Annotated in this window: 16 protein-coding genes and 1 riboswitch; of the genes, 13 read left to right on the top strand and 3 right to left on the bottom strand. The window is 39.4% G+C overall.

Annotated elements, in window-relative coordinates:
• Positions 1-33 precede the first annotated feature (33 nt).
• The 4 genes from ATG70_RS20080 to ATG70_RS20095 all read left to right on the top strand — a co-directional run bounded on the left by ATG70_RS20080 (position 34) and on the right by ATG70_RS20095 (position 4,815).
• On the top strand, positions 34-1,119 hold the full coding sequence (locus tag ATG70_RS20080; RefSeq protein ID WP_373560804.1) for a cysteine protease StiP family protein: 1,086 nt from the start codon (positions 34-36) through the stop codon (positions 1,117-1,119).
• A complete protein-coding gene (locus ATG70_RS20085) occupies positions 1,119-1,931 on the top strand; it encodes an HAD family hydrolase (protein WP_098446207.1) in 813 nt (270 codons plus the stop codon). The genes ATG70_RS20080 and ATG70_RS20085 overlap by 1 nt, the downstream gene beginning before the upstream one ends.
• Before the next feature lie 151 nt (positions 1,932-2,082).
• Complete coding sequence (locus tag ATG70_RS20090; protein ID WP_098446208.1) at positions 2,083-3,696, top strand: YceG family protein; 1,614 nt, start codon at positions 2,083-2,085, stop codon at positions 3,694-3,696.
• 18 nt (positions 3,697-3,714) lie between these two features.
• On the top strand, positions 3,715-4,815 hold the full coding sequence (locus tag ATG70_RS20095) for a toxic anion resistance protein (protein WP_098446209.1): 1,101 nt from the start codon (positions 3,715-3,717) through the stop codon (positions 4,813-4,815).
• 47 nt (positions 4,816-4,862) lie between these two features.
• Here the strand turns inward: ATG70_RS20095 and ATG70_RS20100 are convergent, their stop codons facing one another.
• Both ATG70_RS20100 and ATG70_RS20105 read right to left on the bottom strand, forming a co-directional pair.
• Complete coding sequence (locus ATG70_RS20100; protein ID WP_098446211.1) at positions 4,863-5,036, bottom strand: CsbD family protein; 174 nt, start codon at positions 5,034-5,036, stop codon at positions 4,863-4,865.
• A gap of 96 nt (positions 5,037-5,132) precedes the next feature.
• On the bottom strand, positions 5,133-6,551 hold the full coding sequence (locus ATG70_RS20105; protein WP_098446212.1) for an alanine/glycine:cation symporter family protein: 1,419 nt from the start codon (positions 6,549-6,551) through the stop codon (positions 5,133-5,135).
• Positions 6,552-7,284: 733 nt separating this feature from the next.
• Between ATG70_RS20105 and ATG70_RS20110 the strand changes: the two genes are divergently transcribed.
• The 7 genes from ATG70_RS20110 (at position 7,285) to ATG70_RS20140 (ending at position 13,410) form a co-directional block, all read left to right on the top strand.
• Positions 7,285-8,670 (top strand): tetratricopeptide repeat protein, encoded by a 1,386-nt coding sequence (locus ATG70_RS20110; protein WP_098446213.1) that lies wholly within the window; start codon positions 7,285-7,287, stop codon positions 8,668-8,670.
• 146 nt (positions 8,671-8,816) lie between these two features.
• Positions 8,817-9,578: a threonine/serine exporter family protein gene (locus tag ATG70_RS20115; protein ID WP_098446215.1), complete on the top strand. Its 762-nt coding sequence runs from the start codon at positions 8,817-8,819 to the stop codon at positions 9,576-9,578.
• Positions 9,579-9,593: 15 nt separating this feature from the next.
• The gene (locus ATG70_RS20120; protein ID WP_098446216.1) at positions 9,594-10,043 is read left to right on the top strand and encodes a threonine/serine exporter family protein; all 450 of its coding nucleotides are present in this window, start codon (positions 9,594-9,596) and stop codon (positions 10,041-10,043) included.
• Positions 10,044-10,152: 109 nt separating this feature from the next.
• Positions 10,153-10,569, top strand: coding sequence for a DoxX family protein (locus tag ATG70_RS20125; protein WP_098446218.1), 417 nt, complete (start codon positions 10,153-10,155; stop codon positions 10,567-10,569).
• Positions 10,570-10,584: 15 nt separating this feature from the next.
• Positions 10,585-11,241 (top strand): DsbA family protein, encoded by a 657-nt coding sequence (locus tag ATG70_RS20130; protein ID WP_098446219.1) that lies wholly within the window; start codon positions 10,585-10,587, stop codon positions 11,239-11,241.
• 143 nt (positions 11,242-11,384) lie between these two features.
• Positions 11,385-11,568, top strand: a riboswitch (cobalamin riboswitch).
• 113 nt (positions 11,569-11,681) lie between these two features.
• Positions 11,682-12,176, top strand: coding sequence for an acyl-CoA thioesterase (locus ATG70_RS20135; protein ID WP_098446221.1), 495 nt, complete (start codon positions 11,682-11,684; stop codon positions 12,174-12,176).
• Between the two features lie 154 nt (positions 12,177-12,330).
• Positions 12,331-13,410, top strand: coding sequence for an AI-2E family transporter (locus ATG70_RS20140; protein WP_098446222.1), 1,080 nt, complete (start codon positions 12,331-12,333; stop codon positions 13,408-13,410).
• Between the two features lie 285 nt (positions 13,411-13,695).
• Here the strand turns inward: ATG70_RS20140 and ATG70_RS20145 are convergent, their stop codons facing one another.
• Complete coding sequence (locus ATG70_RS20145; RefSeq protein WP_098446223.1) at positions 13,696-14,691, bottom strand: LLM class flavin-dependent oxidoreductase; 996 nt, start codon at positions 14,689-14,691, stop codon at positions 13,696-13,698.
• 242 nt (positions 14,692-14,933) lie between these two features.
• Between ATG70_RS20145 and ATG70_RS20150 the strand changes: the two genes are divergently transcribed.
• Positions 14,934-16,262 (top strand): CoA-disulfide reductase, encoded by a 1,329-nt coding sequence (locus tag ATG70_RS20150; protein ID WP_098446224.1) that lies wholly within the window; start codon positions 14,934-14,936, stop codon positions 16,260-16,262.
• Between the two features lie 123 nt (positions 16,263-16,385).
• Positions 16,386-17,039 carry a histidine phosphatase family protein gene (locus tag ATG70_RS20155; RefSeq protein ID WP_257147816.1) on the top strand — a complete coding sequence of 218 codons (654 nt, stop codon included), beginning with the start codon at positions 16,386-16,388 and terminating at the stop codon, positions 17,037-17,039.
• Positions 17,040-17,062 lie beyond the last annotated feature (23 nt).

Consider the following 17,062-nt stretch of genomic DNA (forward strand, 5'->3'; position numbering starts at 1 on the left):
GGAATGAAAGAATTGACTGCACAGATTACTAGAATGGGAAGCTATCCTGAGCAAGATGTCATTTTTCTTTTAAAAGATTTATCAGAAATAACGATGGAAAAAAGCACCGATGAAAGAGAGCAAGCGATCCAACAAGGAACGCACTATTCAGAAATGCTACCAATTGAATATAACCCTACCGAAGAATACATGAAGCTGTTCTACGCTTCACTTGAGGAAACAAAACATAAAGTCGCCGTAGCCGTAGGCGTGGTGGCCGAACAAATCGTAGCGGAAAGAGGCTTTCAAACCGTACTGGTTTCTTTAGCTCGAGCAGGAACGCCAATTGGAGTTCTGATCAAACGCTATCTTTTTTATAAGTACGATCAAAGTTTCCCTCATTACAGCATCTCGATCATTCGCGATAGAGGGATTGATGAGGAAGCACTTCGGTATATTTTAAATGAACATCCTGGTTCTTCGATTTCATTTATTGATGGCTGGACGGGTAAGGGAGCCATTACAAATGAATTAACAAAGTCAGTTGATGAATTCAATACAATGACTGGAGAGAACTTATCAAGTGAGTTAGCTGTTTTAGCTGACCCTGGTGACTGCTCGTCTCTCTTTGGAACGCGTGAAGATTTTCTTATTCCAAGTGCCTGTTTAAATTCAACTGTTTCAGGACTTGTTAGTCGTACCGTGTTAAATAAACGCTGGATCCATAAAGGTGATTTCCATGGAGCGAAGTACTACTCAGAGCTAGCTTCAGAAGATGTTTCAAATTTGTATGTCGATACGATTTGCAGTCAGTTTCCTCTCATAGATAATGAGGTGAAAAGCGGATTAGAAGAGATCAAAAAGCAGAAGCGGAAGCCTGAGTGGAAAGGGCTAGAATCAATTGAGAATATCCAGCGCGATTTTGGTATAACGAATAGCCACCTCATTAAACCAGGTGTTGGAGAAACAACGAGAGTTTTGCTGCGACGGGTGCCCTGGAAGATCCTCGTTCATCCAAACGCTGAAATGAATCTTGAACATATTCTCATTTTGGCAAGGGATCGGGGCGTGCCAATAGAAGAGTACTCTAATATGTCTTATTCATGCTGTGGGCTCATTAAGCCACTGGATAAAGAATAATGAGGGCTTTTGCGAGCGATTTAGATCGCACTTTAATTTATTCTCATCGCATGATTGATCCTAGTACTGCAACAGACGTTCATTTGATTGAAACGCTTGATGGAAAAGATATTTCTTATATTTCGAGTTATTCGCGTAAAGCTTTGCAGAAACTGAATAATGAAATCTACTTTATTCCTGTCACAACGAGAACAATTGAACAATACCAACGAATTACGCTGTTTCAAACAGCCATTCAACCAGAATATGCTATAACGAGCAATGGTGGTCATATTTTAAAGGATGGGAATGTTGTAAAGGGGTGGTCAGATCAGTTAAAAGCATCACTCGAAACGTGTTTATCTCTTCCTGTTTTTATACGTCAACTAGAGGAACGAATTACAGGGAACTGGGTGGAGCGAATTCGTCAGGCCGATCATCTCTTTATTTATCTCATTATTCAACGTGATCAAGTATCCCGAGAAGAACTTTCTTCATTGTTTGAATGGGCACGTGAACAAGGTTGGCAACCGAGTCTTCAGGGAAAAAAGCTGTACTTTGTACCAAATCCAGTAAACAAATGGAAAGCGGTCGAGTATCTGAAGAATGAGCTAGGGCTTTCTTACGTTTATACAGCCGGAGACTCATTATTAGACTATGAGCTTGTTAAGTATGGCGATTATGGATTTGTTCCGTTGCATGGTGAAGTTCTTGAAAGCTATCCAGGTTTACATAAAACAGAAGCACATGGAATGCCTGCTTCAGACGAGATTCTATTATCAATTACGGAAGACTTATCGTTAAGCAAGCTCACTTCAGAACAAAACAGTTAAGCATGGAAGAAATAGTATGTTATTCTGAAAGATAGAAAATGTTATATTGAGGGAAAGAGTGCGAGTACGTTTTAAAAATTGTAGGAATGTAAGGAGGATTGATCCTAATAGACCATCCTCCGGAAAGGAATGAGAAAGCGGGGAGAACACCATGAGTTACTATGATCAAATTCTGATCAAAAAAGCATCGCTTGATGATGAGAATCTAAAAGAACGGTTACTTCAGTCGTTTCCAGAGCGTGATTTTTATGAGAATGGAAAAGAACTACACATTACGCAAATAGTTGGTAGATTTCTCGGAAGCTACTATGATGAGAATGACTATTTCTTACAATTGCATGATCTGTACAAGTCAAATCAATTTCATGTGCTAAGCGAAGAATTGAACAAAGTGATAAGTCCTGAGCGACTTCAAGCGATACAATCGATCCATTCGATTAACCAAAAAGAAAACGGACTCTCGGCAAATCGGTTCGTTGCTTTCCTAGAAGGTGCTAAGCTTATTCCGTCTCATCAAAATCCATCTTTACATCGCCATATACGAAAATCATTAATTGCAACCCTTACTCTTTTTGAAAAACAGCACCAGGATGGATTTAGTCATCCTGAATTCCGCAGGGTCCTTGTTGATTTAATGAAATGGACGTGGAATCACCTCGATCCGTGGCTAGCAGAAACTCAGTTTGAAATCAAAATGCCCGGTGTTGTTTGGTACGGAGAAGCAACAACTAGTCAGCAATACTTCTTACTTTATTTAGTTGAACTTGGATGTGATGTGCTTTATTTCCATCCTGAAGGCATCGATTCGTTTCAGGAAATCGATCCGAATGGAGATTTCATGGAGAAGCGCAAACTACCTGCAACTGCTAAACTAGAAGCTTTTCCGATCGAAAAGCCGGAGAGACGTTCTACTGTCGCCTATCGGGCAACGAAAGAAATGGATATGGTCCTTCACCATGAAGGCTCCCAGTTGTTTAAACCATGGCAATTAAGAAGTTATGCTCCAAAGTCCGTCACATTAAAAACCACCTATGATGAAATGTTCTTAATTGCAAAGGAAAAAGCATTCATTCGGCCAAATTTCAAAGTGGATAACGGAAGCGTTCACATCCCGTCTTTATTTGCCAAGGTTATGGGAGTTTCAGAGAATAAGAAGGAATATTGGAACAGACTTCAAGATATCAGCGAAATGAAATCAACTGTTATGATACGTCAATTCCCTTTTACTCAGGAAACGAGAGCCAATCAAAAGTTTCACTATCAACATGCATTAAATCAAGAAGGTGTATTGGATCCGGAAATCATGATGCAAGGTAACTGGTGGCAATATAAGCACTTGCCAAATGAAACGCAAAAGGCAATTGGACAGGCGATTTCGAGAATGTGCAACAACCCTAAGTTACTTCCTGAAGGTAATGAGTCAGAAGAAGAAATAAAACTTTATCTTTTTTCACAAACCACCAATATTTCTGAAGAGTTTGTTCATTTAATTCAAACGTTCGATTACTCTCAGGAAGTACCAAAAGTTGTTTTATATAATACAGAAATGAATGGCACGCTTTCTCGATCCGATGCAGCCGTTTTACATCTGCTAAATGAATTTGGTATTGATATTATTCTTTACAATCCACCAGGCCACCAATGTATCGAGCGCTTTATTGATGCAAATCAATTTGATATTCATTGGCTAGAGGAAATGGCATATCGTCAGGATTTTAAAGAACCTTCTGTTATTCGGAAGCTGTTTAAATCAATTAAATTATAATCATAGGAGTGATCGTCCATGACGAATGAAACAGGTTTAACAACGCTTGATAAAAACGAAGAGATCACAGAAGCGAAGGCGGAAGATGTCCGTCTGAAGCTTCGTGAGGAGCAAGAAGTTCAGAAGCTCGCAGGTGAAATTGATGTAAGAGATCAAATGGCTTTACTTGAGTTCGGTAAAGAACCTGCTGTTGAGATTTCGAAGTTCTCCGATAAAATTTTATCAATGATGCGCACAACAAGCGTTACTGATTCTGGAGAAATGCTGAAGCAGCTCGGGAAAATTATGGATCGATTCGATAAAAAAGACTTTGAAGAGCCGAAAACAGGCTTTCTTTCAAAATTCTTCAAAAAAGGCAATGATATGGTTGAGAAGATTTTTGGCAAATATCAAACGCTTGGTGGAGAAATTGAGAAAGTACATGTTGAAATTTCGAAATATAAAGATGAAATGTCACGTTCAACAGGTACACTAGATGAAATGTACCAACATAATCTAAACTATTATGTAGAACTAGAGAAATACGTTGTTGCAGGTCAAATTAAACTTGAAGAGCTTCAAGACAAAGTTCCTGCTATTCAGCAGAAAGTTAGCGCTGGTGATCAGATGGCGCAAATGGAACTGGATACGTTAAATAATGCGATTCAAACGCTTGAGGAACGCATATATGATCTTGAAATGGCAAGAATGGTGGCCATTCAAACAGCTCCACAAATACGTCTTCTGCAACGAGGAAATACAAAGTTGATTGGGAAAATCAATTCAGCCTTCATTATTACCATTCCAGTTTTCAAAAATGGTGTCATTCAAGCTGTAACAGCTAAGCGCCAAAAGCTTGTTGCTGACTCTATGAATGAGTTGGATCGTCGTACAAATGAAATGTTGAAAAACAATGCGCAGAATATCTCAAATCAAAGTGTTGAGATTGCGAAATTGTCAGGTAGACCGAGTGTGAAGATTGAAACGATTGAGGAATCCTGGAACACAATCGTAAAAGGGATGGAAGAAACGCGTGCGATTGAGGACGAAAATAAACGTTTACGTGATGAAGGTACGAAGCGTATTTTAGAACTTCAAGATAATATGAAGAAGATCGGGAATAATTCAGGTCGATCCTAAAGAAAAAGGAAAGGAGAGCGGTTTCGCTCTCCTTTCCTTTTCTTTTCTTAGTTCTTTAAATTTCCTTTACGATCCTGGTATTCGCCTTTCGACTTATCGCGCTTACCTTCTTCTTGAAGGCGATGGTCATTCTTTGCGTTCCCAACCTGATCTTTTACTTCACCTTTTGTTTTGGAAACAGCACCTTTTACTTTGTCACTTAACCCTTTATTGTTACTCATAAGATAAACCGCTCCTTTCGTGTTTCTATAAAAGAAAATACCCCATGAAAAGAGTTACCAAACAGGCTTTTCCTTCATGGGGTGAAAAATAGTCATTTAGTTGGATTTGTCTTTCACTGGCTTATTCGTCCATATATCTGATTTTAATCCTTTAATCGTATCCGCATAGAACTGAGGATCTTTCCCAGCTTTACGCTGATCTCGATAATCTTTAAGAGCAACAAAGGCAACTTTACCTATAATTGAGATAACAATTAAGTTAAGAAGCGCCATTAGTCCCATGGAGAGATCAGCCATGCCCCACACGATACCAAATCCAGCTTTAGCACCAAACATGACCATAGCAAGTACGGCGAGTCGGTAAATAAGAAGGGCGGTTTTACTAGATTTAATAAATTCGATATTCGTCTCACCATAATAATAGTTACCAATAATGGAACTAAAGGCGAATAGAAGAACGGCGACGGCAACGAAGATTCCTGCACCACTACCTAAATGCTGGTTCATTGCTTCTTGTGTCAGTTGGACGCCATCTAGTTTTGAGTCAACATAACCGTCTGACATTAAAATCATAAAGGCTGTAGCTGTTGCAATTAGTAGCGTATCAACAAACACACCAAGCGCCTGAATAAGACCCTGTTTTACCGGGTGAGACACGTCCGCAGTAGCTGCTGCGTTTGGAGCACTACCCATACCTGCTTCGTTAGAGAAGAGACCGCGTTTAATACCTAGTAGCATTGCAGCTCCAACTCCTCCTCCAGTTACTTCTTTAAATCCAAAAGCGTGTTGGAAAATAAGAGCAATCATTGCAGGGATTTCAGTAAAGTTTACGATTAGAACAAAAGCTGCAACAATGACGTAAATGCCGGCCATTATTGGAACAATGATCTGTGAAACGACTGCAATTCTACGAACGCCACCGAAAATAATGATGGCAGTTGCCACAGTCAAGATTGCACCCAATACCCATCGGTTTACATCAAAAGAATTTTCAAAGGCAAGTGCAATCGTATTTGATTGAACAGAGTTAAATACAAGTCCAAAACTGAACGTAATTAAAACAGCGAAAATGATCCCTAACCAACGAGCATTTAATGCGCGTTGCATATAGTAAGCAGGTCCGCCTCGGAAGTCATCTCCATCACGAACTTTATATATTTGAGCAAGCGTACTTTCGACAAATCCACTAGCTGCTCCGAGTAGAGCAATGACCCACATCCAGAAAACAGCACCGGGGCCACCAATACTAACGGCAGAGGCTACGCCTGCAAGGTTTCCAGTCCCGACACGAGATGCCGTACTAATAAAGAAAGCTTGTAAACTCGAGACTGAGTTCTTTCTTCCTTTCATCGTTTCTTTTTCTGAGAGTACATGAAACATTTCACCAAACAGGCGAAATTGAACGAATCGTGAACGAATCGTGAAATAAAGACCGACACCAATGAGAATAACAATTAAAATGTTTGACCAGATGAGTTCATTACCAGCATCAACAATCGTTTTTAGAATATCCATATGTAAGTCCCTTCTATAAAAAGATTTAGGAAAGAGGAATGGAAGATATTATCACACTTCCCTTATTTGTTCAGAATCTAACGCGGGCTAGGAATCTTTTTTTTAAAATAATGGAAAAAATAACGTATTTTCTGATAATAACAACAATACGTTAGAATCTGTCGCACAAATGTTCATTATACATGTTCTTTCATAAAGTAGTAACACATAACGTGAGAAAATCTAACATTATAAAACTTGGTATGTAACCTCAAATGACTACAGTGAGGATTAGGTATAATGGAATTACACTGATCATCAAGAATTCCTTAATAATCGATTTTAAGAAAGAGCTGTTAAAATTGCTTCTCTTTCATTACCTTCTGGAATGGAAGGGAAGTCTCCTGCTATTGTGATGACTCATGGCAGCGGAACTGTCGATTGAAATGAGAATACAAAGAAGCTAAAGATAAATGCATTCAAGGAAATGACACGCCGTTTTAAATCGATTCTCAAGTATTATGAATGATTACAAAATCAGGTAAAAAGTCCGATCGAACCCGAAATAAAGCAATTGGTAATGAGCTGGATACGGAAGCTATAGAAGCTAGAAGGGAGGCAAGCCTGTCTTTCTTAAATTCGTTTGTTCGACTTACTTTCTGCAAGGAGGGATTGTTCGCTTTATTCCTATGCAACAGAGTGGTAGAATAAAGGTGGAAGGTATCAAATTCAGCTCTGCCCGGGAGGGATTTCAATGATCGAGCAACCTCAAAGTGTTACTGTCATCTCGAATCAACGACAAGTCCAATTACGTGTAGAACGCCTAGCGATTCATCACAGAATGAAAATTCTTGAAGCAGAGAAGGTAGACGGAAGCAAATTTTATCTTTTCTTCTATAAAGATGATTTTATTACAGGAAAAACAGCCGAAATGAAGAGTGGTTCTCTCGTTGAGAAAGCTTTCCAGAATGGCATCGTACTTCAAGCTTCACATCCGCTTATAGATCATTTTTTGTCTAATCGAACGCTTCTCCTCAAATCCACTAAGCAAGTCTTTCAATCTGTCCAAAAGCATTACACTCCTCAAGAGACAGCCTTTATTTTTTCTTACTTTGACTCATTTCTCTCGAACGATACGATTATCAAGTTAATGCGAAAGCACTTCTACGAGTACCGACGGAACGGGCAATTGCGCTTAGCGTTTCAAATTCTAGCTACAATGCTACATTTTGATCCAACAAATAAGTGGGCACTTGAGCTAGCGCGCAAGTTAGAATACCAAACAATAAGAAATATATATGAAGGAGATTACAGTGAGCTTGTAGAGGCAGATCCCCTGTTTGCTGAAATCAAGGCTTACGACGATTTGAAGCTAAATCACACCTCTCTTGAAACGATCTTTCGTAAAGAAAAACGTATGTTTGAATTATCCGCATTGCGACTCCACCTATATCTCCAGTCTCCTTGTGAGGAAGAATTGGACCCACAATCCCTTATCCATGTCACACTCTCTGAACCTGAGAGAGCTCGTCTGCTTTGGTTAATGTACGCTGAAGCGCCTCACCACTTACAACTCAGGAAAAATGCTTTTGAAGCGCTCATGTATTTGAATAAAACAAGCGAAGCGATTCATTTATTATCCGAAAAACAGAGAGCGATCTTACAAAGTGAATATGAACTTCTACTAAAAGCCTTTCAAGATGAAAGCATCTCCATGGCAGCTATTGATTTCATTTCTCTACAAAATTTACTTGGACATAAAGAAAATCGACCTTACCTAGATGGTTTGCTTCATGCGCTTATACCAAGAATGCTCCATGAATTTGGATTAAGCTACGTCTATAGTTGGGTGAAGCCTTTTATTGAGAAAAACAACGATCTCTCGATACTATCAACGGTGCAAACGATGGTAGATATTCAGGATGATCCCGATAAGCAATTTCAGTTAGGAAAACTTTATCATAAAATGAAGCAGTATGATGAAGCGATTACCTGCTTTGATTGGGAGATGGAGCTTCATCCAACAGACCCAACTCCAGTACAATGGTTAACGAAAGTTTACCGTGAGATGGGTAAGGTAGAAGAATCCAATACGTATATGTCAATCTATTCACAGATGCAAAGGACTTCACAGCAATAGCGCGGGGCTAAGCCTTGCGCTATTTTCTCTTTTTCTCAACGTATTAAATAATCGAAAGGGTGACTACGTTAATATTTGATAAATATTAGCAGGTTCATATAAACTAAGTGTCATTAAGATTATTTTAAGCTTGTCAGGAGCGAGGTATGGAAAATCAATCGAGTTATGCGTACGACATTATACAAGTGTGTCTATTGGCAGGAAAGGTCATGCTACAAAACGGTGGAGAGACGTATCGAGTAGAAGATACGATGACGCGAATAGCGGACGCTTACGGTGCTTCTCATTCGAATAGTTACGTAACACCAACGGGTATTATTTTTTCAATTGAAGGTCCTGAACCTTCCAAAACGCAGTTAATCCGCATATCAGATCGAACGACTGATCTCGATAAGGTGACAAAAGTAAATAGTATTTCCAGACGGATAAGTAGCGGCGATTTATCGATTCAAGAAGCATACAATGAGCTTTATCGTCTTGATAAGATGACCGAGCGCTATACCTTTCCGAAACAATTCATTGCTGCCGCGGTTGCCAGCGGTTGTTTCTTAATTATGTTCGAAGGTCAGTGGAATGATTTTGTGCCTGCCGTTCTTGCTGGCGGAGGTGGCTTTTATAGTGTAACCCTATTTAATCGTCTCGTACCTATAAAGTTTTTTGCTGAATTTCTTGCTTCATTCGTAATTGGTCTACTTGCTGTTCTATTTGTTTCGATCGGACTTGGTGAACAACTCGATAAAATTATTATTGGTTCGGTTATGCCACTTGTTCCGGGTTTGTTAATTACAAACGCTGTAAGGGATTTAATGGCTGGACATCTTATTTCCGGGTTATCAAAAGGCGCAGAAGCTTTTTTAACAGCTTTTGCAATCGGAGCCGGTATTGCGCTTGTCGTATCATTTTTGTAGAAAGGAAGTAAGGAAATGACATTTGTTGCTCAGATTGTAACGAGCTTTGTGGCAAGCGCAGCTTTTGGCTTGTTGTTTAATGCACCGAAATCCTCCCTAATAAAAGGTGGGTTTGTCGGCATGTGCGGTTGGATGATTTATTATGTTATGGAAGCGTTAGGAATCGATGTAGTCGTTGCAACGGTGACCGCTTCTTTCTTTATTGCTGTGATTAGTCAGGTTTTTGCAAAAATGTACCGGACGCCCGTTATTATTTTTAGCGTAGCGGGAATTATTCCGCTTGTTCCTGGTGGATTAGCGTATGATGCGATGCGGAATTTTGTCCAAAATGACTATAACAATGCCATTAACCTCGCAGCAAAAGCTTTTATGATTTCAGGTTCGATTGCAGTCGGATTAGTATTCTCAGAAGTGATTAACCAGATCATCCGTCATTCGACACTTACAAGACGTCAAAAGCAGTGAAAAATAGGTCGTAATCCTTTTGCGTCATAGCCATTCCCTATGATAACGTTTAAGCGGATGACTCTGTCGAACGGTGTCAAATAATGTTAGTATCTGGGGAGGATCAGCGATGAAAACCTATCCCCATCTCGGATTGTTAACAATTCGATTGGTCGTAGGTGTGCTTTTTTTTGTTCATGGGTTTTTAAAGTTTTCTGGAGGTATTGAAAACACAATAGCATTCTTTGAAACAATTGGGATTGCTGGTTTTCTAGCTTATGTTGTTGCTGTTATTGAGATAGCTGGAGGAGTTTTAATGATTCTTGGCATAGGAACACGTTTCATTAGCGTGTTATTTTCTATGATTCTAATCGGCGCGCTTCTTACAGTAAAAAGGTCAACAGGTATGCTTGGCGGCTATGAGTTAGATATCGCTTTTCTAGCGATGTCGGTCTCGCTTTTTTTAAGCGGAGGCGGGCCTTATAGCCTTTCCAACTGCTTGATCAGGTCGTTACCATTTAACCAGGAGTCGGAATCGAAGGATTAAAGAGGAAGTGAGTGAATGGCTAAACCTAAAAAGAAGTTAAAACGAAGTGCCAGATGGTTTTTCTTAATTGTAGGTATTGTGCTTGTCCTTTTGGTTATTAGCATGCGATTTAAGCCATTTGCTGATACGAAAGGCTTTCAGTTAGAAAATCAACCTTTTCTAGGAGAAGAAACGGCTCCGGTAGAATTGGTGGCTTTTGGTGACTATCGGTGCCCTTCCTGTCAATCATTTAATCATTCTTTCCTTCCATTGATTCAAGAAGAACTAATTGCTACGGGGAAAGTTAAATTTTACTTCGTTCAGCACCCATTTGTAGGTGAGGATTCAACTAAAGCAGCTGAGTTTGCTGAAGTGGTTTATCAAGAACTTGGTAACGATGTTTTCTGGCAATTTCACCACGTTGTCTATGATGAGCTTCAGGTAGATAAAAACAAACCAACTTTGTCGTTTTTAACCGAAACTCTTAGTGGATTGGTGAGTGAGGAAGAAACAGATAAGGTTGTTGCTGCCTATAAAGGTGGAGCCGGTGAAAAAGCAGTAGAAGCTGATCTTGCTTATGCAAACAAGCAAAATGTTTCGGCAACCTCTGCCTTACTGGTTGATGGAAAACGATTCGAGGGAAACAGCCTATCAGAATTAAATAATATGGTTGAGAACTCTACGAGTGAATGACTATTAGGCGCCTAAATGGCGTCTTTTTTTTAGACATTTTGTTAAACAAACGTTTGATTAATAAAAAAAGAGATTAAACAAACGTTTGATTAAGGACGTGTCTTGACTTTGTAAAGAAAGAAGTAAAGAATGAAGAAGTACAATTGAATAAATATGGAAAAGGTGTGCTGGATCCAGTACATAATAGGGAAATTGGTGTAAATCCAATGCGGTCCCGCCACTGTAAGAAGTATAAACGATGCGTTATTTCACTTATCAATGATAGGGAAGGAGTATTCGTTCTAAGAAGCTTCAAGTCAGGAGACCTGCCTTTTCTAAAGCACTGATTGACCTACGGATGATAGGGGGGTGTATCGAGAAGGCTAGATGATGCCTATTCGTTATGCATGCTCTTATGTGAAGAGGATGCATTTTTTATTGTTTGGAAAAGGAGAGAGGATATGAAAAAGACAGTAAGCGAATCAAGAGTCTATAAGAGCAGTCGTATTTTTCCACCGGACTTGAACAGTCACGGAACCTTATTTGGAGGGAAATTACTTGCGGACATGGATATGTTAGCATCAATCGCAGCAACAAGGCATTCTCGTCTAGAATGCGTCACGGTATCAATGGATACAGTTGAGTTTTTGCATCCTATTACCGAAGAAGATTCGATTCATTATGAAGCATTTGTCATTTGGACAGGAAAAAGTTCTATGGAAGTTTTTGTGAAAGTAACCGCTGAACATTTATTGACAGGTGCAAATCGTATAGCAGCTACGTGCTTTATTTCGTTTGTTGCTTTGCTTGAAGGAAAGCCGATGCAAGTCCCTGGAATCGAACCAGAAACAGAAGGGGAGAGGCAACTTAATGTGCTGGCGCAAAAACGAGCTCAAAAACGATTGGAACGTAAAGTAACAAGTAAGAACTTAGCGGAAATTTTAACCATGTTATAACAAAAATGGGGGAGCGGAGTTATCCGTCTCTCCTTTCTTACGTTTTCATCCTGATTACTTGGAATAAGAAACTTTTTTTGAAAACGAAGTTAGGAAAAGATAGTTGAGTGGTATAGGAGTTAGAGTGCAACGAAATAACCAAAGGAGACGACCAATGTGGATTAAACATGATTTTTTTAAGTATATTACAGGTATAATTCTATTATTAATTTGTTTCTTCTTTTTAACGGAGTTAGGTTTAGTAAAACCAGTAAAAACAATTATCGGTACACTTTTCTACCCCGTTCTTATTGCTGGCTTTTTATACTATGCGATTAAGCCAATTGTTAAGTTAATGAAGAAAATTCCCTATGTGTCGGATCTTGCGGCGATATTAGTCGTGTTTTTAGCGATTGCAGGTATCCTCTATACAGGTTTTACTTTTCTAGCAAATCCGATTCAAAGCCAGGTATCTGAGTTTTCAAAGGAATTACCTGAGAAGTTGAAGGAATCAGCAAAAGATGCAGAAAAGATGATGGAGAATAAGGATATGGGAATGTTTTCGGTAGAAAATCTCCAACAAAAAGCAACAGGCTTTTTAGGGAATTTAACACAAAATTTGGGTGATCATATAATGCAAGTTGTTAGTGCATTAACAAGTGCCACCACAGTTCTTGTCATTGTGCCTTTTGTTCTGTTTTATTTCCTTAAGGATGATCACAAATTAAGTCCTTTTCTGTTGAAGTTAATCCCTAATAAACATCAAGGGGAAGGGCGAAAGATTCTTCATAAGATAGATGAAACGCTATCTGCTTATATCATCGGGCAAATTATTGTAGCGATTGTAGACGGTATCTTAATGTATGTGGGCTATTTAATTATTGGCCTACCTTATGCATTAATATTAGGACTGTTTGTTATGGTCACAGCTGTGGTTCCATTCTTTGGACCTATCATTGGAGTTATCCCAGCACTTGTGGTGGCTTTAACTCAAGAACCTATTTTAGCGTTGTATGTGATTATTATTACAATAGTCGTTCAACAACTAGAAGGAAACCTGGTAGCCCCTGTAGTACTTGGCAAAAGGTTAAACATTCATCCTTTAACGATTATTTTACTACTCATTGTAGCAGCTGCTTTATATGGCTTTATTGGAATGCTGATTGCTATCCCACTTTATTCAGTTATTAAAGTCATTGTTAAGAATTTCTATGAATTCTATCGCATACGGCATCGAGCGGAATTAACTGAATAATGATGAACTCCCCTAATTCGTTTAAGAATAGGGGAGTTTGTCTTTTAGATGTCTTTATAAATGGCTCTTTTCGTAGATATTGTTGCTTTTAGATAAGCGGTTAATTTCCGCTCCTACCCGCTTTCCGCGGGGCGGGCGGTGAGCCTCCTCGTCGCTTTCGCTCCTGTGGGGTCTCACCTGTCCCGCTAGTCCCGCAGGAGTCGAGCATCCTTCCGCTACAATTAGCGAAGCGTGGTTTTTTATTCAATAATTGATTCAAAAGCAACAATCTAATAGAAAAGAGCCTTATAAATAAAGGTGTGCAAGGCGTTCATATGAATTTTTCCGTTCTTTAGGGTCGTGTAAGTTTGTCAGTACCATAAATTCTTCTGTCTCATAAAGCTCGCCCAAGTCATCGATTTTCTTTTTTACTGTAGACGGAGAACCAATAATCATTCGCTTTCGGTTTATCTCTATCCTTTCCTTTTCGGAAGCTGTATATCGATATTTCCTTGCTTCTTCAGGAGAGGGAATACGACTATCGAGGCCTTTTTCAACACGTAAAAGCCAGAGGTCCTGGCTTTGAGCAAGTTCCTCAGCATGTTCATCTGTTTCTCCACAAACAACAAAAAGCGCTATGATTGCTGATGGGGATGAACTATAGTAGGTTGATGTGAACAATTCATAGTAGGTTTTTAACGTATTTTCTCCTCGATCGGGTTTAATGAAGTGGCCAAAAACATAGCCAATGCCTAACTCTGCTGCTTTTTTTGCACTATTTTCTCCCATGCCCAGAAGCCAGAGAGAAGGCGGGGTATTAGTTTGTGGTGCTGCTTTGATACCAGCATATTCATGTCCGCTAGGCATGGAATCAGTTAAGTAGTGAGAAAGCTCTTTTAACTGACGAGGAAACTCATTTAAGTTTTTATTTACGCCATCTGTTAAAGCAAGTCTCGTTTTTGCTGTACCTCCAGGAGAACGTCCTACGCCAAGGTCAATTCGACCGGGGTGCAGAGCTTCTAACTGACGAAAGTTTTCGGCTACTTTAAAAGGACTGTATTGTGGGAGTAAGACACCTCCCGAACCTACTTTAATGCGATTTGTTGAGGCTGCGATATGTGCCATCATAATCTCAGGAGCTGTGCTAGCTAGCCCTTTTGTGCTGTGGTGTTCTGCAAACCAGTATCGTTTATATCCTAGATCTTCTGCTAAAATCGCAAGGTTTCGTGTATTTTCAAGGGTTGTATATGAGTCACTTCCTGAGGGAATGGGAGCTTGATCAAGAATACTTAAGTTTATCAATCGTCCTGCATCTCCTTCTATTCGCTTTGTTAGTATAAGCAATCTCCTTCTATCCTAACGCTTTGTATAGAGATGGGATAGTGATACGACTTCTTCTTGAGAATATATTGTGAAATATTGAGCAAATTGATTGCGACTATGGAAGAGATATCGTATACTAAGAATATAGAAATTGTGAAATTCATCACATACCTACTGTTTTATATGTGAAATTATTCACAATTTAATAAGGAGGAGTTTTGATGAAGGTAGCAGTAGTTGGATGTACACATGCCGGAACAGCGGCAGTTACAAATATAGCAAGACGTTATCCAGAAGCTAGTATTACTGTTTATGAGCGTAATGATAATGTATCCTTCTTATCATGTGGAATTGCTCTATATGTAGGTGGAGTTGTAAAGGATCCGCAGGGGTTATTCTACTCATCTCCTGAAAAATTAGAAGAGATGGGCGTAACGATGAAAATGAAGCACGAAGTATTGCAAATTGATTCTAAAAATAATCGTATTCGTATTAAAAATATAAAAACAAACGAAGTGTTTGAAGATGATTACGATAAACTAGTGATGGCGACTGGTTCATGGCCAATCGTACCGCCAATTGAAGGAATTCAACTTCATAATATCCTTTTATCTAAAAATTACACCCAAGCCAATACAATTATTGAAAAAGCGAAAGATGCTAAGCGCGTCACCGTAATTGGTGCAGGCTATATTGGCGTTGAATTAGTAGAGGCTTTTCGGAAGTATGGAAAAGAAGTAACGCTTATCGATGGAGAAGACCGTATTTTAAGTAAATATCTTGATCCTGAATTCACAAATGTTATAGAAGAAGACTTTAGAGAGCGTGGGATAAAGCTTGCTCTTAATGAAACGGTAACTCGCTTCGAAGGTGAAGAGACCGTCTCTAAAGTGGTAACAACTAAAGGTGAATATGAAACAGATCTCGTTATCCTTTCAGTAGGTTTTCGTCCAAATACAGATCTTCTTAAAGGTCAAGTAGATATGATGCCAAACGGTGCCATTATTGTGGATGAATATATGAGAACGAGTCAACATACGATTTTTGCTGCGGGCGATAGCTGTGCGATTCGTTATAATCCAACTGGCGAAAATGCTTATATTCCTCTAGCTACAAATGCGGTTCGAATGGGAACGCTCGTTGGACATAACATTATGGAGCCGACAATCAGATATATGGGTACTCAAGGAACGTCAGGGTTGCATCTTTTTGATTATAGTATGGCTTCTACTGGATTAACCGAGAAGGCAGCTCTTCGTGCGGGAAAGAATGTGAAAACAATCACAATCGAAGAAAATAACCGTCCTGAATTTATGCCAGATTATGAAGTCATTACGTTAAAAGTTGTCTATGAAGAAGAGAACAGGAGAATTTTAGGTGCGCAGGTGATCTCTAAAGCTGATGTAACGCAATCGATTAATACACTATCTGTGTGCATTCAAAACAGCATGACAATTGATGAACTAGGATACATTGATTTCTTTTTCCAGCCACACTTTAATAAACCCTGGAATTTTCTTAATCAGGCCGGTCTCCAGGCGGCTTTATAATTGTCTGTCCTCTGGCATCACACTATGCCAGAGGACTTCTTTTATATTCTGCGATGCTTGCATCCTAACCTTTCGATAGCCATAATAAAGGATAGAAAATGTGTAGGAGAGAGTGAAGAAACAGTGACTAATAAAAATTCGGATATAAATGTAGAACAAAAGCATACACGGATTTACCTCATTCGCCATGGTGAAAGTGAATGGAACGCAGCAGGAGACCTCTATTGTGGGCGAACGGATATCGGGCTTTCTAAAGAAGGTGTCACACAAGCGAAGAATGCAGGCGACTTTCTTAGTTCAGTGGCATTTGATCGGGCATACGCGTCCCCATTGATTCGAGCACGTGATACAGCTGAACTTATTTTAGGAGAACGGAATTTACCGATTCAACTAGACGAACGGATTTATGAAGGAGATTTTGGCGAGTGGGAAGGACGATCCAAAGCAGCTTTTATAAAAGAAGATCCTGATTCATGGGAGAGTTGGATGGCGAATCCCTGGGAAACAAGAGCTGGTAGAACTGGTGAAACTGCGCGAGAAATGTATGAGAGAGCATCGGCTTTCTTTAAGGAAGTTAGTGACAAACATCCAGGTGAAACTGTACTCGTTGTCGCTCATAACAACACCATTCGCTTCTTCCTTGCGGGTATTTTAGGGATGCCTTTTTCAAACTATCGTCGCATCTTTCAAGATAATACAGGTATCAATGTTCTCGATGTGGATGGCGATGATCTTCTCATACGTAGTCTGAATATCAATGCTCATCTAAATGATTGAATAGAAAAAAGCGATGCAGCTGC

The organism is Bacillus sp. es.036, from assembly GCF_002563635.1.
Classification (GTDB): domain Bacteria; phylum Bacillota; class Bacilli; order Bacillales; family Guptibacillaceae; genus Guptibacillus.